This is a genomic window from uncultured Gimesia sp., assembly GCF_963976445.1.
Taxonomy (GTDB): Bacteria; Planctomycetota; Planctomycetia; order Planctomycetales; family Planctomycetaceae; genus Gimesia.
Map to the genome: position 1 here is coordinate 200080 of NZ_CAXBKP010000003.1, position 21029 is coordinate 221108.

The following is a 21029-nucleotide window of genomic DNA, read 5'->3' on the forward strand; positions in this document are numbered from 1 at the left end:
GTAATATTTGCATCATTCGCAGATTCCGTCGAATAGAATCTTTACTCCATCAATTCCAGAAGATTGGTAGAATTTCGTGGCAAGAGAAAAAGTAGTTTTGGCTTACAGTGGCGGCCTGGATACTTCCGTAGCCGTCAAGTGGATCAACGAAAAATATGACATGGACGTGATCACTTATACTTGTGATCTCGGCCAGGGTCGCGATGTGGATGGAATCAAGGAAAAAGCGATCAAGACCGGTGCTGTGGAAGCAGTCATCGAAGATACGAAAAACATGTTTGTCGATTTCTTCGTCTGGCCTTCATTGATGACGGGGACGATGTACGAAGGCAAATACCCCCTGGCGACCGCTCTGGGCCGTCCGCTGATTGCACACCGCATGGTCGAAGTCGCCAAGGAATATGGTGCAACTGCCGTAGCCCATGGTTGTACGGGAAAAGGCAACGACCAGGTCCGGTTTGATGTCTCTTTCCAGACATTGGCGCCTCACCTGAAAATTATCGCTCCGGTACGTGAATGGAAATGGACACGAACGGAAGAATTGGAATACGCGAAAGAGCACGGCATTGAAGTCGAAGCCACCAAAGAGAGTATTTTCAGTATCGACCAGAATCTGTGGGGACGTTCTGTGGAAGCCGGGATTCTAGAAGACCCCTGGGTGGCACCTCCTAAAGAAGCATATAAGTGGACGGTTGCACCAGAGGATGCTCCTGACCAACCTGTGGAATTGACGATTGAATTCGAGCAAGGCCGTCCGACCGCCATTGATGGCAAAGAAATGGATGGTGCTGATCTGATTCTGCTTTTGAACAAAATTGGCGGAGAAAATGGCGTCGGTCGGATTGATCATGTTGAAAACCGTCTGGTAGGAATTAAGAGTCGCGAAATTTATGAAGCGCCGGCTGCTGTGATTCTGCATAACGCACATCGTGAATTGGAATACCTGACACTCAGCAGGCAGGCACTGCGATTCAAAACCTTTGTCAGCCAGACCTGTAGTGATATTATTTATGACGGTCTTTGGTATAGCTCTTTCCATCAGGACTTGATGGGGTTTGTCGAAAAGAACCAGCGATTTGTCTCTGGTACGGTGCGTGTCTCCCTGTATAAAGGAAACCACACAGTCACCGGTTTGAAGAGTGAGCACAGTCTCTACAGTCCTGAATTGGCGACGTATGAGGAAGGCGATCAGTTTCCTCACGAGACGGCACTGGGATTCATCCGGATCCATGGACTGGCACAGCAGACTCAGGCGCGTCAGCAGCTATTGAAAGGGGAGCCCAGTTCAAAGCCAACTCGGATTATGCCTCCCAGTCAATCAGACAAATCCTGATGCAGGAAATTTTACCTTTTAATTAATACGGTCGCGTGATGGATCAATCGACACTCAAAGGGCGGACGTTTGTAATCGGTGATATTCACGGTTGCGATGTGGCGTTGGGAACAATTCTCTATCATCTCGAACTAACTCGAGATGATACTTTTATCTGCCTGGGCGATGCCGTCGACCGTGGACCGGGCACAAAACATGTGATTGAGATTCTGCTAGATCTCAAGGCCACCTGTAAATTAGTGATACTCAAAGGCAATCACGAAGAGATGATGCTCGATGGTCTGAACGGCGGCCATTGGGAGTCGACGTGGTTGCAGCATGGCGGTAAGGAAGCCCTCGATTCGTACGGCGGTCGTTACGATCTGGTTCCTGAGGAGCATCGCATTTTTATGGCGACAGCTCTGGATTATTATCAGACCGAGACGGATATTTTTGTGCATGCCACGGCTGTGCCTGGAGTACCTTTAGAAGATCTGACATCTCAGGAATTGCGCTGGGACCGTCTCAAAGGCGATGAAGCACCAGACCCTTCCGGACGACGGATCATTTGTGGGCATACAGCACAGAAATCAGGGAAGCCGCTGGTATTCGATGGTTGGGTCTGTCTCGACACCGCCGCCTATCGTGGGAACTATTTAACGGCGATAGACGTGCATACCAACGAGATCTTTCAGGCCAAGCAGAACGGGAAATATCGCGCAGGCAAAACACTGGAACGTTATCAGATGAAGTAAGGTCACGCTGCAATAAGTCTGTTTGTCTTCTGGCCTTAATCGGCCAGATGCATGACCACCATTTTTTCTTCACTCATTTCCTGAATCGCGTATTTGGGACCTTCTTTCCCGGTTCCGCTATGTTTCAAACCGCCGTAAGGCATCGCATCGGCCCGCCACTGGCTGGACCAGTTGATGTGGATGTTCCCGCTGTCGACTTGACGGGCGAATTTCATGGCGCGGTCAATGTCCTGGGTAAAGATGCCGGCAGAAAGTCCGTAGGTCGTGTCGTTGGCCATCGCGATGGCTTCGTTGACGTCGTTAAAGTAAGACAGTGCGACGGCAGGTCCAAAAATTTCGTCTTTCACGACCAGCATGTCAGGCTTGGTTTCATCCAGAATTGTGGGAGTATAGATGGCTCCCTGTCGCTGTCCGCCACAAACTAGCCGGGCGCCCTGGCTGACGGCTTCATTGACCCATTCTTCCACGCGGGCCGCATCTGATTCGCGTACCATCGGGCCGATTTTGGTGGAATCTTCCAGCTGGTTGCCGGTTGTCAGATTCTCGACTTTGGACTTCAGCAGATCGACAAAATCTGATTTGATGGCTGAGGAAGTCAGAATGCGTTGTGCGGAAATACAAACCTGACCAGCATTCGCATATCCGGCGATCGTAATGGCAGTCGCTGCCTTTTCGAGATCTGCATCATCCATAATCACAACGGGGCTGTTACTGCCTAGTTCCATTGTCACCCGTTTCATGCCGGCCATTTCACAGATTTTAGTTCCCACTTCATAGCTGCCTGTGAAACTGATTTTTCGAATCCGGGAATCGGTGCAGATCGCGCGTCCAATTTCTCCCCCCGGTCCTGTCACACAGGCAATCGCTTCGGGAGGCAGACCGGCTTCGAGCAGAATTTCTGTGAGCTTCAACGCCGAGAGTGGTGTATCACTGGCGGGTTTGATCAAAATCGCATTTCCAGCGGCAATCGCGGGGCCAACTTTGTGGCAGACGAGATTCAAAGGGAAGTTGAAGGGGGTGATTGCGGCGACAACCCCACAGGGGACGCGGAGCGTGAAACCGACTTTATTTTTACCCCCCGCATTTCCTTCCAGGGGAATCATTTCACCAGTCATACGGCGGGCTTCTTCACCCGACAGTCGAATCACTTCGGCGCTGCGGACGGTTTCGACTTGACTTTCTGCCAGGACCTTACCGACTTCCAGGCTGATCGTGCGGGCAAATTCGTCTTGATGTTGCAGTAGTAATTCAGACGCTTTCTGCAAAATGAGACTGCGATCATAGGGCGTCATGGCTTTCATGATGCGGGCTCCCTGTTCTAGCACAGAGACCGCATTTGCGATGTCTTCACCCCTGCCCTTGGGAACGGTATCGATGATTGATTGATCAAATGAGTTCGTGACATTGATGGTCTGTTTGGTGTCCTGCCATTGGCCAGCACAAAACATTTTCATATTGATTCAAACCTCGTGGGAATTATATTGCTGATTGAGAATGAAAAATCGAACAATTTCAGGATAGACGTGCGCAGGGAATCTGACAACCCAGTAAAAGATTCGATTTTAATTTTGGGGCAGGGTGAATGACGTAAGGGATTTAAAATTCTCAAGTTATGATGGTATTTGGCGGGCAGGAATTGCACTTGGCATAGTTGGCATGATCTGTTAAAAAGCACCACACTTCACTGAGCAATTCAGCCTCTCAAATCACATCTCTCAAGTAATTTGCCACAGCAGACGCATTCTGGCAGTTACGTGCTCTCGCAACTTTTTTCCTTCAATCAGGCGGACAGGATCATGGCCAACCTTCAATGTTTGGTGCCGTGGATGGTATGCAGTATTGCAGTCATTCTTTTGAGTTCAGGGTGTGAGACCATGCCCGAATGGGATTCAAAAGCGATGTCTGGTTCACAGCGTGTCGAGAAAAAAGCGGATCCCGCCGAAAAATATCGGACGCGTTTTCAGACAGAGCGAGATGCCAAAGCTTTGGACTGGATACTCAAAAATCGCCTGTATTCCGGGATGTCACGCGGCAGCGTCGAGAAAGAACTCGGAGAAGCTGGCGAGTTCCAGGAATCTTCCAAGTGGCTGAAAGCAACCGGCGGGACGTTTCGTACCACTGATGAAGCTTATCGGTGGGGCCCGGATGAAAGTGGTCGTAGCGTGTATCTTATTTTCCGGGATGACGTGCTTGTCAATTTTAACCCAGGAGATTTCGAACTGGAATAGCGGCAGCCCGGTTTGAGTTACTGGACCTGAATCAGGTCTTTTTCCTTTTCACGGTTTAATCGCAGTTGACCGCAGGCCGCATCGATGTCGTCCCCTTTTCGTTTGCGGACGGTCACGTTGACGCCACCTTTGGCGAGCGTCAAAAAGAAACGATCGACGTCGGGCGTCGTAGGGCTTTGGTAGCCTGTTTCTTCTACTCCGTTTGCGGGGATCAAATTCACGTGGGCATTGCGATGTTTTAGCAGTCCGGCCAACTCGTGTGCATGCGCGGGGCTGTCATTGACGCCTGCCAGCAAAATGTATTCAAAGGTGACGCGTCTGCCGGTGGTAACGTAGTAATAGTCTGTTGCATCCATGATTTTTTGGATGCCGACTTTATTGTTTATGGGGACGATCTGATCTCGCAGTGTGTCATTCGGTGCATGCAGGGACACAGCAAGAATATACGATTTATTAACGTCTGCCAGTTCCCGAATTTTCGCCGGAAGGCCCACGGTGGAAACGGTGATTTTCCGCGCACCAATTCCCATGCCCCCTTTATGGTTCAGCGTATCCAGCGCGGGGATCAAGGCGGGCAGGTTGGCCAATGGTTCTCCGATGCCCATGATGACGATATTGGAGATGCGTTCGTCTTCGCCGATCACTCGGTCCAGCCGCAGGATCTGTTCCAGGATTTCTCCCATGGTCAGATTGCGGGTCAGTCCCAGTAAGCCGCTGGCGCAGAAGACGCAGCCCATTGCACAGCCCACCTGCGTACTGATGCAGACGGTGTTTCGTTTGGGTTCGCGCATCAGCACGCATTCGACATGATGCCCGTCGTGAAGTTCCAGCAGCAGTTTTTCTGTGCGATCCTTCGAAGTTTGATGTTTGACGATGGTGGTAGAAAACAGTCGAAAGTTTTCTTTGAGCAGGTCACGAAACTTTTTGGAAATATCATGCATCGCATCAAAATCGTTGACGCGTTTGGTGAAAATCCAGCGACGGATCTGATCAGCGCGATAAGAAGAAGAGTCGTGCCCAATACACCATTCCGCAAGTTGATCGCGGGTCAGGTCAGTGATCAACGGAAGTGAACAGGCTTCTATCGAGGAAGACTGTGTAACATCATTTTCGGAGGACAGCATGTTTTCTGGCTCAAGCAAGAGTGTTCGCAGTCGCATCAGGTTGCTGCGAACAGGTTACGGAAATTATTCCGATAGCGGGAAACAGCCCGGAAACTCAGATAGGGGCTGAAAAGTTTGTATCAGCATCATACCGGTCTGGGAGGCCGAAGACCACTATTTCTCGCCGCTGTTTTTCAATTCCAGCACCGACAGCCGCTATAAAGCGATGTTACGATACATTAGTCATCTTCTGGCGGTGCCGGGAAACTCACCACGGTCCCTTTTTTCTTGTTACTCCCTTTCTTTTTGCCATTCTCTTCCTCCAATTCAAACGCAAGTGCGGGGATGGGAGGGGGAGAATTCGGGATCGTCAGTTCGGGGGCTTCCAGAGTGGGTAGTTTCGGGGAGGTCTGTGCTTGCAGAGGTTGTTCAATAATGGGGCCCAACGGAAGCGGTTTTCCCTGCGACATCCGAGGGGTATCCGGTGTGAGCGTTGGTTTTTGCCGTACTATCCGACGTCCATCGTCTTCGATAGCATTTTGGTGAAAGGCAATGGTTTGTCCTTGAATCTCAGCGCCGACAATTTTGTAATGTTGCCCGGGAGGGGCTTTGAGGGCACTGATTAAATTACTCCCCTCCAGTGAAGTGCGATCTTGTGGTGCCGTGGCCAGCTTCAGTTCCAAGCTGGAACCATCTGGATATTTCAGTCGTAGTTTAGGTTGAGAGGCCAGTTGATTTGAAGAGCCAAATGGATTTCCGAATTCAGCGACGCGTTCAAACCGTGCGTGAATTTCATTTTTCCCGGAAGCGAGTCGTGGGCGGGAATACGTTTTATTCGCCATCACCAGTTCCGCTTGCGACATATGCAAATGCCAGTTCCCGGTAGAGGCGATGACGATGTCGTCCGCGCCAAAATGGAGCTGTTTGTAGACATAGAGTGAAGACTCTATCTGTGCCGTCGCGATCGGAGGCGTTTTTCCCACTCCCAGGAACATGGCACACTGAATCAAAGTCGGCACAGGAACTGACTGCACAATCTTTGGTTGATTCAACTGGGCCATCATTTTCTGTTTATTATTGGTGGCGTAATACAGTGAGAGTAATGCGACCGAACTCTGGTTGGTTTCGAGGTCCACGTCGAGATTACGGAGAATGGCTTCTTCGGCTTCTTCGGGTTGCTGGTACTTTTGTAGAATCCGCGAGCAGAGCAGATTGGCTTCCCAGACATCACTGGAATAGGACTGGGATTTCTGAGCCATTTTTGCGGCCCCAGGTTGTCCGAGATAGTCACGAATCCCAGCCAGATTTGCAGTGCCGGAAGCGAGCATGTCATCGCGACGGAAATAGCCCTCACCAACGTTTGCCAGTTGTGTATAAGTATGCGAGGCGGCAAAGAGCTGTCCCTGTGCCTGCTGGGTGCGGGCAACGTAATACCAGTAAGGCGGGTAATGGCTCATAAAGCGTTCCAGACGCTTTAATATCCGCAGACGAATACGGGGGTTTTGTTCCTTCATCGCTGTGTCAAGTGATTCCAGGTCGTCATCACGAATCAACCAGTCATCGGGGATATTTTTCTCTTGTGCCAGTTTCCAGAATGTGTCCATGAACAACGTTGATTTGGAAATCACTGTTTCCATGCGTTTCTTGTCGACCTTCCAGAGGTCCAGGTCTTTTTGTGCTTCTACGTTTCGATAATCCCACCAGCTATTAGCACCGGTTCGGACGGCGTTCCCAAATTGCAGTGTTAAGACATCGGTGGTCAATGCGAGGGCATTTGTCGCTGCTTTTTGACGCGAATGGTAGTTGTGTTTGTTTTTAAAGTATTCCCGTTCCTGTTCAGCAATCTCAACCTGACCGATTTCATCGAGAACCGATGAGTATAGTTTAATGACCTTTTCGTCTCCCACGCCGTTCAGATTCAGATTATTCAAAATCTTCTCGCGCTCTTCGTACATGACTTCCTTGGAGCCGGATTTTTTGATGCGGTAGAAAGAGGCGCGGCAGTAATTGAGCGCAATGGCTGTTTTGCCCGCTGTAGGGTCAGGCTCTTTCTTGTTCTCTGCAGCATGCAACAGGTGCAGAGTTGGCCCGCTGATGATCAGGATGACCAGTAATCGAACTGTTGGGTTTCGAAAAAGAGTCGGCATGTGATCTCCTTAACTGCCGATCAGTGTCATTATTTTGGCAGGAGTTTGGATTTGGTCGTGGATGCTTTGCACATCGCTGCAGGAAATTAATTTCATTACTCTAAATCTACACGACGAATCAGACTCGTGTGGGAGCTACCTGAATATTTATACGATTTTCCGGGTGAGAGCGCCTATTGGGGTTCGGTTGAGTAAGATGGGGTGACTTTCGTGTGTTTTGTGTCTGGGGAGAACAGAAAGACAGGATCAAGGACAATAAAAAATCCCTCTGATTCACGAAGGAATCAGAGGGATGATTATTTCCATCAGTGCAATTTGACTGATTAAGCTGCTTTCGAAGCCGGGGGAGTATCTGAGTAGAGAGTCGGGAACTGCGAAGAGGAAAGACGTCCCAGGCTTTGGGCGATTCCTCGTACCACTGTTTCCTGTTGTACTTCAGTTAATTCCGAAAAGATCGGCAGCGCCAGGCACTCACTGGTGATCAATTCCGTCTCCGGTAGATCTCCCTCCTGGTAACCCAGGTATTGGAAGCATTGTTGCATGTGCAAAGGACGAGGATAATAGATAGCACAACCAGTTTGCTTTTCTCGCAGGTCCTGGAGAACCTTGTCCCGTTGTCCGCCTTTGACGCGAATACTGTATTGATTATAAACGTGTCGTCGATCGGGGAGAACCGTTGGTGGTTCGATACAATCCAGAAGTTGATAATGCCGGAGCAGGGCATTGTAGCGTCGTGCATTTTCCTGACGCTCTGCGGTCCACAGATCGAGGTGTCGAAGTTTGACCCGCAACACGGCTGCCTGCAGTGCATCAAGTCGGCTGTTGATGCCGATTTCCGCATGCTGGTATCCGCCCAGGTCACCATGAACGCGTAAGCGTCTGATGCGTGTGGCCAGATCAGGGTCGTCGGTTGTGACGAGCCCGCCATCGCCGGCACCTCCCAGGTTCTTCGTGGGGAAGAAGCTGAAACAGCCAATCGTTCCTAAAACGCCAGCGCGTCGGCCACGGTATTCTGCACCGATTGCTTGTGCCGCATCTTCAATGACCGGGATGCCATTACGGACTGCATTTCGCCAGATCGGTTCCATGTCAGCACATTGCCCGAAGATGTGGACCGGCATGATCGCTTTGGTACGTTCCGTGATTTTGTTTTCAATGGATTCGGGACACAGGTTGAAGCTGACAGGATCAATATCAGCAAACACCGGCGTCGCTCCAACGCGTGCGATGGAACTTCCCGTCGCGAAAAAGGTAAACGGGCTGGTAATCACTTCGTCACCAGGGCCGATTTCCAATGCCATTAATGCCAGCACAAGTGCATCCGTACCGGAAGCGACTCCAATGGCATTACGGGAATCGCAGTATTCGGCGATATCACATTCAAATTCTGCTACTTCGTCACCCAAGACAAATGACTGATTATCAAAGACTTTCAGGACTGCTTCCTGAACTTCCTCTTTAATTCTCTGGTATTGGGCTACAAGATTGATGAAGGGGACTGGGGTGGGGGTCTCATTTGTCATTCAGCGACTCCATTCGCTATGGGAATCCGGAGAGTTCCGTGCTCAAAAACAGGTAAGGTTGGTGGTTTTGAGAGATTTTGTGCACCTTGTTTTCAGGTAAGGTGTGTTTGTTCCGGTCACTTTGATTAATCCCCATCCTGGGTTTCTCAGAAGTGATTCGAAATTTCGTGCGTAGATTATGTCGAGAACCATTTCCTGTCAATATGTGTCGAACTAAAAAGTGGAGACTCTTGAATGTTGGTTCAGGAAGTCGACGGTCAGAGGCTGTAAGGTCTTATTTTGCAAACAGCAAATGATTGTCTCGAAGATTGCCGATAGAAGTAGCATTGGTGGGGTTTCAGGTGGCTTTCGTAGTCTTGACACCTGTTTTTATGCGATCTACGATGAAACTTCAGTTCGAGGTTGTAAGCGGATTCCCAAATGGACTATATACGTAAAAGATAGCCTGACGGGCTTGAGTCCTCTCAAATTGGTCAAGCTTGACAGGTAGTTTTTTCATAGTCGAAGCCTATACTCTTAAAGACGGCTTCGAGCTGTTTAACAGATTTTTTTAGAGCAATGTCCAGAAAGGAAAACTCATGGCACACGTGGTTACAGAGGCTTGCTTCAATTGCAAATATACGGATTGTGTCGTGGTTTGCCCCGTAGAGTGCTTCTACGAAGGGGAATCAATGGTTTATATCAATCCCGATGAGTGCATCGATTGCGAAGCATGCGTGCCTGAATGCCCGGTAGAAGCAATTTTTCATGAGGACAATGTTCCGGAAAAATGGCAGGAATACACCCAGATCAACGCCGATAAATCACAGGAACTGCCCGTGATTACGGAAAAGAAAGAACCTTTAGCTGACTGCTAAGCGCGTTCTGAATCTTTTTTCGGCTTGTTTCTCTGATGAAATATAGAAAATGCCCCAATCTCTGGCCGGGATTGGGGCATTTTTGATTAATCGATGACACTGAGTCGCTGTCCCAGTTCGCGTAAGACTTCAATATCGGTATCGGGCCTGGTTGGACTTTGGGGATGCGTCAAATTCGTTTTGGTCCAGCCTCGCAGGTGTAAAAATTGGGCCGCCGAGTGTTTGTAAGCTGGAGAAGGGCTGCGGAACGTGAAATATCCCAGGTACTGCAATTGATCGTTCAATTCATAAAACGCAGGATCGCCTGCGGCCCAGTAGGCGTCTCGTTTGGCGAACAAGTCGGGGGCAAATGTGCTCAGCCCGAGTAAATAGTCACTACCATATTGCACCATGTCGATACCGAAGTCATTGCCCGTGAACACTTTGAAATCAGGTCGCTTCTGATCCCGTAGCTGCAGCCGCTCCCATTCCGGTTCCCGACGGAAAGACGAGTGCTTGGCTCCGATACATTGCGGAATTTCCATCATGGCGGCATAGGTGTCCAGATCGTAGACCGATCCGAACGGGGCCAGATCTTTGGTTAATTCAAAACCGATAAAACGGTCGGTATTGGCGGCAATCGTCTGATAGGATTTAATAATCTCTGCGGGTGACTGTTCGACCAGACCGAATGACTGAAAGATGACCGGGGTCCCGCCGTGCTCCTGAATCAGGTCCGTTTTTCTCTGATAACCAGAGGCATCAAATTCGGCTCCCGATTGATCGCTAACGAAAGCACCTGCGACAAACGGGCCGCCATTGAGTGTCTGTTGTGCGATCTTCAGAACTTCGATAAAGGTCGGCTCGTCAATGAGATTCACATATCCCGTGTCCATATTGACGGCGGGGGTGATTCCCACGTCAGCGGTACGGGCGATATGGGCACTTAATGAATCCCGATCAATTTCCCCGGATTCCAGATAGGGGAGCAAAACGGCAGAAATCCCCGTCAATTTACGGCGGGGTTTGATCATACTGACTGGGTCATAGACTGCTTCTGGCATTTGGGTGGTCCTTGCTATATATTCGAAGTTTAAAGCTGTATTCAATTGTGTTCTATCGACCATCAGAATACCAGATTCGCGCTCAATCTTGGAGGCATTCATGAGTTTTCGCCACAGAGTTTTTCTGGCTTTGTTTTTTATCCTGTGTTGTTTTGGGTTCCGTATGGGAATCGTCGAGGCAGCCGAGAATCAGAAGCAAAAACCGAATGTTCTGTTTTTATTTACGGATGATCAACGTGCTGACACGATTCATGCGTTGGGGAACTCGCTGATCCAGACGCCAAACCTGGATCAGCTCGTGCGGAGCGGGTTTGTATTTAACAATGCCTACTGCCTGGGAAGTAACTCCGGTGCGGTTTGTGTCTGCAGTCGCAATATGCTGCTCAGCGGGCGCACTTATTTCCGCTGGACGGGTCGTTACGCTTCGGCAAAGAAATCGAACTTTCCAGACTCCATGAAACAAGCGGGGTACTTTACTTACCATCATGGCAAAAAAGGGAATACTGCTGTGGAGATCCATAAGCGGTTCGATCAGTCCCAATATTTGAATGATCAACAGGCACGTTTACTGGGTCAGCCTGGAAAAGAAATCGTCGATAATGCGATTCAGTTTTTGAAAGCCAAAGCAGACAAACCCTTCTTTATGTATCTGGCGTTTGCCTGCCCTCATGACCCGCGCGTAGCGGATCAGGAGTATATGGACCTTTATCAGCGCGACCAAATTCCCTTACCTGAGAATTATCTACCTTTGCATCCGTTTAACAACGGAGAGCAGGTGGTGCGTGATGAATTACTGGCTGGTTTCCCGCGCAGCAAAGCGGAAGTGAAAAAGCACCTGCATGATTACTATGCTGATATTACAGGGCTGGATGGTCATATTGGTCGATTGCTGAAAGCCCTTAAAGCGAGCGGCGAATATGAGAATACAGTGATTGTTTTTTCTTCCGATCATGGTCTGGCTGTTGGCAGTCATGGTTTGATGGGGAAACAAAGCCTTTATGAGCACAGTATGAAAGCGCCTCTCATTTTCAGTGGTCCGGGGATTCCACACGGCCAGACCGATGCGCTGGTCTATCTGTACGATATCTTCCCCACTGTCTGTGAAATGGTGGGAACCGAAGTCCCACAAGGCCTGGATGCAGCAAGCATGTGGCCTGTGATTAGCGGCAAGAAATCAGAAATCCGCGAGACACTATTTACCGCTTACAAAGACGTGCAACGTTCGATTCGCGACGACAGATGGAAACTGATTACCTACCCGCAGATCAACAAGTCACAACTATTTGACCTGGAGAATGATCCGGCGGAAACGAAGAATCTGTTCGGGCTGTCGGCTTGTCGGAGTCATTCAGACCGGTTAGTGTCGGCGATGAAAGACTGGCAGAAAAAAGTTGGGGATACGAGCCCGCTTGTATCTGACTCGCCACAAGACGCGACATTCAAAGCGCCAACGCCTGAAGAGCTCAAGAAGTTGAAACAGCCTCGGAAGTCCAAAAAGAAGAAAACCAAGAAGAAGTCATCCTAAGAGAGATTAAACCGAATGGTATCAGAATCACGTCCACCGATCCGTTTAGATCAGTTTTTAAAACAGCAGGCGGCGGTCGGAACAGGCGGTCATGCTAAAGTCGTTATCCAGGCAGGCGAAGTCACTGTTAACGGACTCGTCGAGACCAGAAGACGCAAGCAACTGTCGCCGGGAGATGTGATATCTTACGCCGGCGAACAGTGGTGCGTTGAAGTCACTCAGGACGAGTGATTATTTGAGATTGCTGCGGTGAATGTTAAAGAAGCCACCAACCACAATCACACAGAGAAGGAGTGCGAGATAATCTGAAGTTGTTGCGTTGTGCCAAACATCGAGTAAATAGTACATCCAACCATCAATCCAGAGTTCCATGAGAAGTCCTCCGTTTTGACTCGCAACAAAATGCGGTATGGAAATTCTACACTCTATTCCGTGGTCTGTCGGATTGGCACGCGAATAACGCATCCAGCAACGTGGATGGTTGTTTTTTAGAAACGGGGCGTCTCTTTTCGCCACTCAATTTTTTGGACACTCTCCGCCAGTTCTGGATCATGGGGCATAAGTTTTCGCAGCTGTAATAATGTCTCTTCTGCCTCAGGAATCAGGGCATAAAACAACTGGTACTTGAGTAGTAACTTCAGTAACTGTGGCTCGTTGGGCAGGCATGTATTCGCCCGTTCAATGAGAGACAGTGCTTTTCCAGGAACGCCCGCGTCTTCATAAAATTGGGCAAGAGTCAATAATTCCTGCAGCATAACTGTCGTTTGTTGTGCGTTTTTTTCATCACGATTCTTTTCCTGGTTTTTTAGAAAAAATTCTACTCGTTGCTCCAGTTCCAGCATGTCTAACAGCTGATGGGCTTCGGGATTTCCGGATTGGAAGGCCAGGTTCAGTTGTGCCATGGCCTCCATTTTACGGCCTTCAGCGAGATAGACTTTTGCCAGTAGCGTTTGCAATTCTGCCTGATTGTTCTGATAGGAAGCCGGTTTTTTCAATGCCTCACTGAGAATCTGTTCCGCCTTCAGAATGTGCGACAAACGAAAATATGCCTTCGCAAGCTTGAGATCTTGATTCTCACTTGCGTCTTCTGATTGCTGTTTCTCGCTGGCGGGTTGGTAACTGGCTTGTAATGTTTCCTGGGCAAGGTTGATTCCCTGTACCAGATCACGGCGGAGCATTTTCTGGTCGGGCATGGAGAAGGCCCGTTCAAACTCACGAATGGCTTTCTGATAGCGTTTGGTTTTAATGTAAGACCAGGCCAGCAGATTGGTCAGTCTGACGTCTTCAATCTTCTGTTGCTGTAACTGTTCTACATAGTCAATCAGTTCAGCGTAATGGCCGGCTTCGAACAGCTGTTTTGTAAACGCCACTTGAAACGAAAGGCGATGTGGAAATCGTTCGATGGCATTGCGGGCGATCTTTAACGAATCGTCAGCGTTCCAATATTGCTGGCGAATCGTGCCTGTTCTGTTGGGTTCCAGCTTCAGAATCATCACGCCCTGTTCGTCATACACCGGTGTCATCCGATAAACGAGATCCTGATCAAGTAGATGCCAGGGAAAGGCTGAGACGGTTTCGCGGCTGAAGGTAACCAGATAATCGGCAGAGAAGTCCTGAATGGTTTGATGCAGCTTCTCTGCATTGGTCGTTTCAAAAAAATTCAGACGTTGATAACGCTGTCCGGTGGTGGCGACATCAGCGCGTCGCGTGATCAAACGGCTGTCCGCGCGGGTATGCTGCTTGATCCAGTCGCCGGCGGCGTTCCAGTTACTGAATTGATTCGGCGGTAACTGGTCCGTATAAAACTCATCGGCCTGCGAGATCAGTTTCAGGTTGGCGCTGATCAGAGACGCATCGGTTTTAATTTGCCAGCCGCAGAACAGCAGAAAGAGCATTGAGAACACGGCCAGTGACAGGTTCCGAGTCAGTGGTCGGGCTACTTCGATATGTCGCACAAAGGCGTTCCAGCCAGCGGGCACAAAAGCCAAGACTACCGGTACGAGGGGCAGGGTAAATCGCTGTTGCATCCACGGCCAGAGTGAAAGAATTCCCAGACTGAAAATGAGATACAACAAGGCGACACTTCCCCCTTGCTGTTTCCGTCTGAGCATCCCGTAACAGGATAAGGCTAATACCAGTGCTCCCAATGCGAGATAGATCCAGGCGGGGCCGGCAAGAAAGGCGTTTTCGTCCAGAATCATTCGGGCATAACGGGGTGTTGTGCCGGGCATGTCCGGGAAGAGTTTCTGGCAGAAACTTTCGAAGTGTGTGGTGCAACGTTGAATGATGCTCAGTAACGTGCCTAAGATCCCCTGCGATTTCAGTTCTTTCAGCGCGACGGACGCATACCCACTCTGTTCCAATGCGGAGTTTCGAATCATCCAGATGCCTGTCGCCAGTAGAGAGCAGATGACGCCCGCTAACCAAGGCCAACGTTGGCGCCGAATCACGGCCCAGCAGCCGACTGCCAGAACCAGAGCGATACCAATCGTTCTGAGAAACGGGAGGAAGACCAAAAGCCCGGTAAAGAGTATCAGGTCTGTTTTACTGGGTCTGTCCTGTCGAATAGCCAGCAGGAAAAGAACCCCCAGCGAACAGGCCATGAACGGAATTTCGCTCATGACAATCGTAGAGAAAAAGAGCGTGTAGGGATTGATGGCAAACAGGAAGGCAATGAAAAACGCAGGCCAGTAGAACGAGCGTGATAACTGAAGTTCATCCTGTTCTGACGCGGGTTCCTGCAAACGTTTTACGTACAGATAGAGCAACGTAATCAGTGCCAGCGCCGTGATCAGGACCGTCGCTTTAGCGAGTAACACGTTGTAGGGAGCAATGACAGCCGCCGGTGACAGTAGCAGCGACATGCCGGGGGGACGATGTGCGTAGAGGGGTTCACCCGGTGTATCAATGAGCCGATATCCCGATCCGCTGACAAGTGATTTCGCCATTATGACGTAGCGGGCACTGTCGGGCGTGAAAAAATAAAGCTGATTCCAGCGTGCCACAGCCAGACACGAAAAGAGGACCAGCAAGGCGAGGACGCCTGTTTTGGGTGATCGAATCACAGAGGACAAAGCAGCTTTCATAAACCGAACCGACGCTCAAAGGGCTGTGTGAAGAATGAGGATCTCAGCAAGAGGAGAGAAATGCAAATCTTATTCCTTCTGAAGTAATAACTGCGGATACGTATGAAGTCGGTTCAGGAAGCCGGTGAATAGAATGATGCTGCAGATTGTAGAGATCTTTGATGGTCTGTTGAGGTGATTTCCAGCGGAATGCACTCCGCTCAGCGGCTTTCCGAATTTCGGCAATGATGCCTAAAAACAACGTCGTTGATTTTCGGAAACAAAGCCAGAAGCCTGTTCTCGTCTGTCTGCCGTTGCATTTTGGAGCCAATTGTTTCACAATTCGTTGCGCGCAGCTCGACGCATTTGTTAATGAGACGAATCGATGGTTCCAGGGAAGAATCATTTCAACAAACTATTATACATCAGGTGTTTTTATCATGGATGACAGTAAATTCCCCACTTTAAATCAGGCTCCAGAAACAATTGAGGAAACCGAACAACTGGTTTCTTTTCTGGAAGCGCAGAATACCTTTTCGTTTCCCGCTCTGGAAAATGGATTGTTTCCCGCAGCGATTGCTCATGAATCGACGGGTTATCAGAGTATTTGGGTCCGCGATAATATTCATGTTGCGCATGCTCTCAACGCCGTTGGAAAAACAGAGCCAGCCTGCAAAGCAGCAGTCACGTTGACCAATTATTTCATCAAGCACAGAGATCGCTTTGATGACATCATTTCCGGAAAATATAACGCGACGGAAGTGATGAAACGCCCGCACATCCGGTTTGACGGGAACACACTGGGGGAAATTGATGAAAAATGGGCGCACGCTCAAAATGATGCGTTGGGTTGCTATCTCTGGTTTTACAGTCTGTTGCTGTTACAGGAAAAGTTAACGCCGACTCACGATTCGATGGAATTGCTGGCGGCTTTTGTACGTTATTTCGAGAAGATTCGTTACTGGGAAGACGCAGACAGTGGTCACTGGGAAGAGGCCCGCAAGGTTGAAGCGTCGAGTATTGGTACCGTTGTCAGCGGATTGTCGACTCTGAAACAGTATCTGGATCAAAGCCAGAACTGGGACCAATTGAAGTTTGGTAAAAAGCAGGTTTCCGCCGAGATGGTCGATGACTTGATTCAACAGGGCCAAACAACTCTGTCGGAGATTCTGCCTGCCGAATGTATTCAAGCCGATCCCTTACTGGCACGAAAATACGATGGGGCGCTGTTATTCCTGATCTATCCTCTCGGGTTGGTGCAGGGCGAGATGGCTGAGACGATCATGGAAGATGTCAGAACGCATCTGATGGGCGATTACGGAATCCGTCGTTATCTGGGCGATTCCTATTGGTGTGCCGACTATAAAGACATGCTTAGCGAAGATGATCGGACCAGCGACTTCAGCGAAGATCAGGCCAGTCGGGATAAGCTGTTGAAGCCGGGGCAGGAAGCACAGTGGTGTATCTTCGATTCCATTATGTCCGTGATTTACGGACAACGATTCTTGCAGTCAGATCAATCGGCTGATTATGAAAAACAGCGTTTCCATCTGGAGCGTTCGCTGAATCAGCTGACGACTGAGGAGTGCCGTTTTGGTCCTTACCGCTGTCCGGAATCGTATTTCCTGGAAAAAGGAAAGTATGTCCCCAACGATATTACGCCGTTATTGTGGACTCAGGGCAATTTAATGATCGCGTTGCATCAGTGGAAGCAGACCGTTAAGGCGCGTCGTTGAGTGAATCCCTGTTTGATTCCAGAAGTAGCAGTTGATTAATCAAACCGCGATACGTCTGTTGATCTTGGTTTGTGAGTGCGTTGGCTGCCTGATGCAAAAGATCAAGCTGTCGTTGCGTCACGGGGACCGCTGTCTCTAAAGGTGGGACTTCCGGGACCAGTCGTTTCACCAGTTGATCCAACAGAGTTTCGATGCCGGCTTTCGTTTTAGAAGAGACGGGAATCGCTTGTTCGGGCAGTGGTGTATCCCAGCGTTGCGGGAGATCGATTTTATGGGTGACGATGATTGAATCGTTCCATTGCGAGAGCAGTCGCTGGTCGTCCGGATGTGCTGGCTGGCTGGTGTCGATCAGGATCACGCGACAGTCAGCCTGCTGGAGGGTTTGTTCTGCCCGTTGAATACCTGCCGCTTCCAATGCATCAGCTTGTTCGCGGATGCCTGCGGTATCAGAAAACTGAAAAGGCCAGCCTTCAATGGCTGTGGATGCCGTCAGCACATCGCGGGTTGTGCCTGCTTCATTGAACACGATGGAGCGGTCATATCCCAGAATTGCATTGATCAGACTCGATTTGCCCACATTCGGTCGGCCCGCAAGGACTACTCGCCAGGGAGCCGTTAAATGCAGTCCCAGGTGTTCCCAGCGGAGCAGGTTTTGAATTTGTGTTTGGAAGATATCCGGATCGAAGTCTGCTGTTTCATCTGGAATGAGCTCTTCGAAGGCGTTGCGTAAGATTCCCTGCGATTGACACAACAAGATTTCAGCGGCGCGGAATGTCGTGGCGGCAGTCAGTGCTGTCTGCAATTCAACTTCCAGTGCCGGTTGTGTCTGGCAGGCGATTTCCTGCCAGGAGAGAACTTTGCAACCTTGGGTCTGCAGGTCTGTCAGAATCCGTTCGACAGCTGCCATGCCGCCGTGACAGTGGATGTCGACCGTCTCATTTTCAATTCGGCAGAGTACCAGATCTTCGTTGTTGGTTTGTCCCCAGAGTCCATACACAATGCGATTGAGGGGTTGCTCTGCCAATGATTTCTTATTCGCAGAATGAAAACAGGCATCGATGGCGTGTGTTATTTTTGTTGCTTCGCCGTGAACGCGAATGGTGGCGACAGCGCCTCTGCCGCGGGGCGTTAACAGCGCGGCAGAGCAAGCGGCTTGTGAGTTTGTTTGAAGACGACCCGACATGCTGATTATCGATCTCCACTGATTTCTTGAGCCACTAATGCCAGTCCCTGTAATGTGAGTAGGGGCTCAAAATGGACGAGTTCTTCGAGGTGGGACGCCAACAGAGCCGAACCGCCGCCCGTTAATAAAACGAGGGGACGAACCTGACTGGCATTCGGCAGTGATTGTTTTTGAAGCTGGTTGACAAGTTCCCGTACTGCCCCCAATTGTCCCCAGAAGAGTCCACTACGAATGGCATCGGTTGTGTTTTTTCCCAGTACGACCGATTCGGCCTGACGCAGGTCATCCACGGGAATCAAAGGAAGTAGAGCGGTGTAGTCGTTCAGTGCTTTCGCAGAGAGTTCAAAGCCGGGCAGAATTGAGCCACCGGCAAAACTGCCATCGGGAGTAACGACGTCAACGGTGGTTGCGGTTCCCGTATCGATGATAATTGCGGCCTGATCTGCTTGACGGAGTGCGTTGGCGGCGACGGCATTAAGCAAGCGGTCAATGCCGACTTTGCGTGGTTCATCAACGCAAATTTCCAGTGGGAAACGGTCTGTGTTAAGAACTTCAATGGGAGCGGGCAGATTTCCTTGCGGCCAGTCTTTCACGATCTGTTCGATGCCTCGTGGATTGGAACCGGCGACGACTGTCTGGCAAGTTAACTCCTGTTGATTTTCAAACCAGGCGTTGATCTGTTCCCAGGGGAGTGACCCATCGATCAAAGTGGAAATGGCCTGCACAACCTGCGGCAGCGGATTGTGCTCTTCCGCAGAGACTTCGGTCTTGAGTAAGACAAACTTGAGGCGGCTGTTGCCGACATCAATGGCCAGTTGTAGGAATGGTTGTGACATGCGTATTTCTTTGAAAGTTACAGAGCATGGGGCGTCGTCTGTATTTTAAAACAGTGTCCGATCATTGTTGTCTTCTGCTTCGTCATTCTTTTTCGAACTGATTTTGCGCCGTCCGGTTTTTGATGGACCTTTGGTTTCAATGGATGCGGTCGCATCAAAATCTTCCAGGACCGGGTTTCCGTCTGCGTCTACGCGGGTCAGAATTTCGATTTTTTGTTCGGCTGATTCGAGAGACTGGTAGCAGGATCTTAAAAGCTTGACGCCTCGTTCGAATTGCTCCATAGATACTTCAAGACCGGCCGTCCCTTCTTCCAGGGTATTGACGATTTCCTGTAATTCTGCCAGAGAATCTTCAAACAGAGGTGTTTCCGAATTTGCTGCTTTTTTCTTTGCCATGTAATCAGGTCTTATTCAATGAGAGTTTATTTTTGGTTGAAAAATAGTGGTCGCTTACTTGTTTGCCTTTGATTCCGGTTCCGGCATCATCTTTTGTATCTGGCTGATGATGGTACCATCAGACACATGCGTCTGCAGGATGTCACCGGGGCTGATCTGTTTGATCGATTTGACAATTGCTGTTTCTGCGTTTTGTTTTCCGGTTTCAACGCGCGTAATACTATAGCCGCGGCTTAGCACTTTCAAAGGACTCAGTGCATCCAGTGCAGAGGAGAGATGCTTTGTTTCCGATTGATACCGGGAGAGCAGTTCGCGCGTGCTGCGTTTCAGTCGGCGGTCCAGTTCGTCCAGTTGTGCCGCGCGGTTGTGAATCAGGTCCAGTGGTCGAGTCAATGCCGGGCGGCCCGCCAGCGCATCCAGTTGCAGTCGAACCTGGCGGGCACGTTGTTTCAGGTTGTTGACTAACTGGCCTTTCCAGTGTGTCAATGTTGCCAGCACATCGGTCTGGAGCGGAACTGACAGTTCCGCTGCCTCACTAGGAGTGAGAGCCCGTCGGTCAGCGACGAGATCGGAGATGCTGATATCAATTTCGTGTCCGACGGCACTGATGATCGGAATCGGGCAGTCAAAGATCGCGCGGGCGACAACTTCTTCGTTAAACGCCCAGAGATCTTCCAGGCTACCGCCACCGCGTCCGGTGATTATCGTATCAACGTGGGGAATTCGGGCTGCGAGTTCAATTCCGGCGGCGATTTGTTCTGCAGCGCCTTCTCCCTGAACGGCGACAGGAACGATGACCAGATCGACGGCTTTCCAGCGGCGGGTAATGACTTGCAGCATATCGCGGACGGCGGCACTGGTAGGGCTGGTGACCAGCGCAATTTTACGGGGGAACTGAGGAATCGGCCGTTTGTGTTCGGGGCTGAACAGTCCTTCTGCAGCCAGTTTTTCCTGCATCTGGCGAAACGCCAGTTCGAGTGCACCGACTCCCTGTGGCAGGAGTTGTTCGATGTTTAGCTGATACGTGCCACGTGCCTGATAGACTTCAACTGGTCCGGCAGCGACGACTTCCATGCCGTCTTCGATCTGAAATTTCAGTCGCGAGGCAGTCCGTTTCCAGATCACGGCGCGGAGTTGGGCAGAATCATCTTTTAAAGTCAGGTAGACGTGTCCTGAACTGGCGATAGTGCAGTTGGAAATTTCGCCGATGACCCAGGCGTACGGAAAATTGGCTTCGACCAAATTTTTAATCTGACGCGTGGTTTCCGTGACAGACAGGATTTCGGGTTCCAGAAGAGACATGAGCTTACTTTAATTACT

The 21029-nt window shown here is 50.0% G+C and carries 18 protein-coding genes; 7 read left to right on the forward strand and 11 right to left on the reverse strand.

The genetic code is table 11. The annotated features are described in order from the left end of the window. Positions 1 to 76 precede the first annotated feature (76 nt). Together AAC022_RS05330 and AAC022_RS05335 are read left to right on the forward strand one after the other, a co-directional pair. Positions 77 to 1333: an argininosuccinate synthase gene (locus tag AAC022_RS05330; protein WP_339728695.1), complete on the forward strand. Its 1257-nt coding sequence runs from the start codon at positions 77 to 79 to the stop codon at positions 1331 to 1333. A gap of 38 nt (positions 1334 to 1371) precedes the next feature. Beyond that, positions 1372 to 2067, forward strand: a complete 696-nt coding sequence (locus AAC022_RS05335; RefSeq protein WP_339728697.1) for a metallophosphoesterase family protein — start codon at positions 1372 to 1374, stop codon at positions 2065 to 2067. Between the two features lie 35 nt (positions 2068 to 2102). Here AAC022_RS05335 and AAC022_RS05340 read toward each other — a convergent pair whose 3' ends face one another. Next, positions 2103 to 3521 carry an aldehyde dehydrogenase family protein gene (locus tag AAC022_RS05340; RefSeq protein WP_339728699.1) on the reverse strand — a complete coding sequence of 473 codons (1419 nt, stop codon included), beginning with the start codon at positions 3519 to 3521 and terminating at the stop codon, positions 2103 to 2105. A 420-nt stretch (positions 3522 to 3941) separates the two neighbouring features. Between AAC022_RS05340 and AAC022_RS05345 the strand changes: the two genes are divergently transcribed. Beyond that, positions 3942 to 4295, forward strand: coding sequence for a hypothetical protein (locus AAC022_RS05345; RefSeq protein ID WP_339728700.1), 354 nt, complete (start codon positions 3942 to 3944; stop codon positions 4293 to 4295). A 17-nt stretch (positions 4296 to 4312) separates the two neighbouring features. On the opposite strand, the gene rlmN is transcribed toward AAC022_RS05345, so the two are convergent. From rlmN to AAC022_RS05360, 3 genes are all read right to left on the reverse strand, one after another. Further along, positions 4313 to 5455 carry a 23S rRNA (adenine(2503)-C(2))-methyltransferase RlmN gene (gene rlmN, locus AAC022_RS05350; protein ID WP_339728702.1) on the reverse strand — a complete coding sequence of 381 codons (1143 nt, stop codon included), beginning with the start codon at positions 5453 to 5455 and terminating at the stop codon, positions 4313 to 4315. A gap of 182 nt (positions 5456 to 5637) precedes the next feature. After that, a complete protein-coding gene (locus AAC022_RS05355; RefSeq protein WP_339728704.1) occupies positions 5638 to 7545 on the reverse strand; it encodes a hypothetical protein in 1908 nt (635 codons plus the stop codon). Positions 7546 to 7868: 323 nt separating this feature from the next. After that, positions 7869 to 9068 carry a DegT/DnrJ/EryC1/StrS family aminotransferase gene (locus tag AAC022_RS05360; RefSeq protein ID WP_339728706.1) on the reverse strand — a complete coding sequence of 400 codons (1200 nt, stop codon included), beginning with the start codon at positions 9066 to 9068 and terminating at the stop codon, positions 7869 to 7871. Positions 9069 to 9646: 578 nt separating this feature from the next. On the opposite strand from AAC022_RS05360, the gene AAC022_RS05365 reads away from it, so the two are divergent. After that, entirely contained in the window at positions 9647 to 9925 is a 279-nt protein-coding gene (locus tag AAC022_RS05365) for a ferredoxin family protein (RefSeq protein WP_339728708.1), read from the forward strand. A gap of 86 nt (positions 9926 to 10011) precedes the next feature. On the opposite strand, the gene AAC022_RS05370 is transcribed toward AAC022_RS05365, so the two are convergent. Next, positions 10012 to 10968 carry a dihydrodipicolinate synthase family protein gene (locus AAC022_RS05370; protein WP_339728710.1) on the reverse strand — a complete coding sequence of 319 codons (957 nt, stop codon included), beginning with the start codon at positions 10966 to 10968 and terminating at the stop codon, positions 10012 to 10014. A 100-nt stretch (positions 10969 to 11068) separates the two neighbouring features. Here AAC022_RS05370 and AAC022_RS05375 point away from each other — a divergent pair, with 100 nt between their 5' ends. Both AAC022_RS05375 and AAC022_RS05380 read left to right on the forward strand, forming a co-directional pair. Continuing rightward, positions 11069 to 12493 (forward strand): sulfatase-like hydrolase/transferase, encoded by a 1425-nt coding sequence (locus tag AAC022_RS05375; protein WP_339728711.1) that lies wholly within the window; start codon positions 11069 to 11071, stop codon positions 12491 to 12493. 15 nt (positions 12494 to 12508) lie between these two features. Continuing rightward, positions 12509 to 12724, forward strand: a complete 216-nt coding sequence (locus AAC022_RS05380) for an RNA-binding S4 domain-containing protein (RefSeq protein WP_339728712.1) — start codon at positions 12509 to 12511, stop codon at positions 12722 to 12724. On the opposite strand, the gene AAC022_RS05385 is transcribed toward AAC022_RS05380, so the two are convergent. After that, entirely contained in the window at positions 12725 to 12865 is a 141-nt protein-coding gene (locus AAC022_RS05385) for a hypothetical protein (RefSeq protein WP_339728714.1), read from the reverse strand. It lies immediately after the preceding gene. A 116-nt stretch (positions 12866 to 12981) separates the two neighbouring features. Beyond that, positions 12982 to 15579 carry a hypothetical protein gene (locus AAC022_RS05390; RefSeq protein WP_339728716.1) on the reverse strand — a complete coding sequence of 866 codons (2598 nt, stop codon included), beginning with the start codon at positions 15577 to 15579 and terminating at the stop codon, positions 12982 to 12984. A 419-nt stretch (positions 15580 to 15998) separates the two neighbouring features. Between AAC022_RS05390 and AAC022_RS05395 the strand changes: the two genes are divergently transcribed. Further along, the gene (locus AAC022_RS05395) at positions 15999 to 17294 is read left to right on the forward strand and encodes a glycoside hydrolase family 15 protein (protein ID WP_339728717.1); all 1296 of its coding nucleotides are present in this window, start codon (positions 15999 to 16001) and stop codon (positions 17292 to 17294) included. On the opposite strand, the gene AAC022_RS05400 is transcribed toward AAC022_RS05395, so the two are convergent. Genes AAC022_RS05400 through xseA form a run of 4 tightly spaced genes read right to left on the reverse strand, consistent with a single transcriptional unit; the run spans position 17278 to position 21011 of the window. Then, the gene (locus tag AAC022_RS05400; protein WP_339728718.1) at positions 17278 to 18477 is read right to left on the reverse strand and encodes a GTPase; all 1200 of its coding nucleotides are present in this window, start codon (positions 18475 to 18477) and stop codon (positions 17278 to 17280) included. The two genes, AAC022_RS05395 and AAC022_RS05400, sit on opposite strands and share 17 nt — an antisense overlap. Before the next feature lie 5 nt (positions 18478 to 18482). Continuing rightward, the gene (locus tag AAC022_RS05405) at positions 18483 to 19313 is read right to left on the reverse strand and encodes a type III pantothenate kinase (RefSeq protein ID WP_339728721.1); all 831 of its coding nucleotides are present in this window, start codon (positions 19311 to 19313) and stop codon (positions 18483 to 18485) included. Between the two features lie 45 nt (positions 19314 to 19358). Next, the gene (locus tag AAC022_RS05410; RefSeq protein WP_339728723.1) at positions 19359 to 19709 is read right to left on the reverse strand and encodes an exodeoxyribonuclease VII small subunit; all 351 of its coding nucleotides are present in this window, start codon (positions 19707 to 19709) and stop codon (positions 19359 to 19361) included. Between the two features lie 54 nt (positions 19710 to 19763). Beyond that, positions 19764 to 21011, reverse strand: a complete 1248-nt coding sequence (xseA, locus tag AAC022_RS05415) for an exodeoxyribonuclease VII large subunit (protein WP_339728725.1) — start codon at positions 21009 to 21011, stop codon at positions 19764 to 19766. Between the last annotated feature and the right edge of the window lie 18 nt (positions 21012 to 21029).

Bases quoted from the DNA above. Each gene is read 5' to 3' on its own strand.
- AAC022_RS05365 (WP_339728708.1), top strand. From the start codon at position 9,647: ATGGCACACGTGGTTACAGAGGCTTGCTTCAATTGCAAATATACGGAT.
- rlmN (WP_339728702.1), bottom strand. From the start codon at position 5,455: ATGCGACTGCGAACACTCTTGCTTGAGCCAGAAAACATGCTGTCCTCC.
- AAC022_RS05400 (WP_339728718.1), bottom strand. From the start codon at position 18,477: ATGTCGGGTCGTCTTCAAACAAACTCACAAGCCGCTTGCTCTGCCGCG.
- AAC022_RS05345 (WP_339728700.1), top strand. From the start codon at position 3,942: ATGCCCGAATGGGATTCAAAAGCGATGTCTGGTTCACAGCGTGTCGAG.
- AAC022_RS05340 (WP_339728699.1), bottom strand. From the start codon at position 3,521: ATGAAAATGTTTTGTGCTGGCCAATGGCAGGACACCAAACAGACCATC.
- AAC022_RS05395 (WP_339728717.1), top strand. From the start codon at position 15,999: ATGGATGACAGTAAATTCCCCACTTTAAATCAGGCTCCAGAAACAATT.
- AAC022_RS05405 (WP_339728721.1), bottom strand. From the start codon at position 19,313: ATGTCACAACCATTCCTACAACTGGCCATTGATGTCGGCAACAGCCGC.
- AAC022_RS05375 (WP_339728711.1), top strand. From the start codon at position 11,069: ATGAGTTTTCGCCACAGAGTTTTTCTGGCTTTGTTTTTTATCCTGTGT.
- AAC022_RS05390 (WP_339728716.1), bottom strand. From the start codon at position 15,579: ATGAAAGCTGCTTTGTCCTCTGTGATTCGATCACCCAAAACAGGCGTC.
- AAC022_RS05385 (WP_339728714.1), bottom strand. From the start codon at position 12,865: ATGGAACTCTGGATTGATGGTTGGATGTACTATTTACTCGATGTTTGG.
- AAC022_RS05370 (WP_339728710.1), bottom strand. From the start codon at position 10,968: ATGCCAGAAGCAGTCTATGACCCAGTCAGTATGATCAAACCCCGCCGT.
- AAC022_RS05335 (WP_339728697.1), top strand. From the start codon at position 1,372: ATGGATCAATCGACACTCAAAGGGCGGACGTTTGTAATCGGTGATATT.
- AAC022_RS05355 (WP_339728704.1), bottom strand. From the start codon at position 7,545: ATGCCGACTCTTTTTCGAAACCCAACAGTTCGATTACTGGTCATCCTG.
- AAC022_RS05380 (WP_339728712.1), top strand. From the start codon at position 12,509: ATGGTATCAGAATCACGTCCACCGATCCGTTTAGATCAGTTTTTAAAA.
- AAC022_RS05410 (WP_339728723.1), bottom strand. From the start codon at position 19,709: ATGGCAAAGAAAAAAGCAGCAAATTCGGAAACACCTCTGTTTGAAGAT.
- xseA (WP_339728725.1), bottom strand. From the start codon at position 21,011: ATGTCTCTTCTGGAACCCGAAATCCTGTCTGTCACGGAAACCACGCGT.
- AAC022_RS05360 (WP_339728706.1), bottom strand. From the start codon at position 9,068: ATGACAAATGAGACCCCCACCCCAGTCCCCTTCATCAATCTTGTAGCC.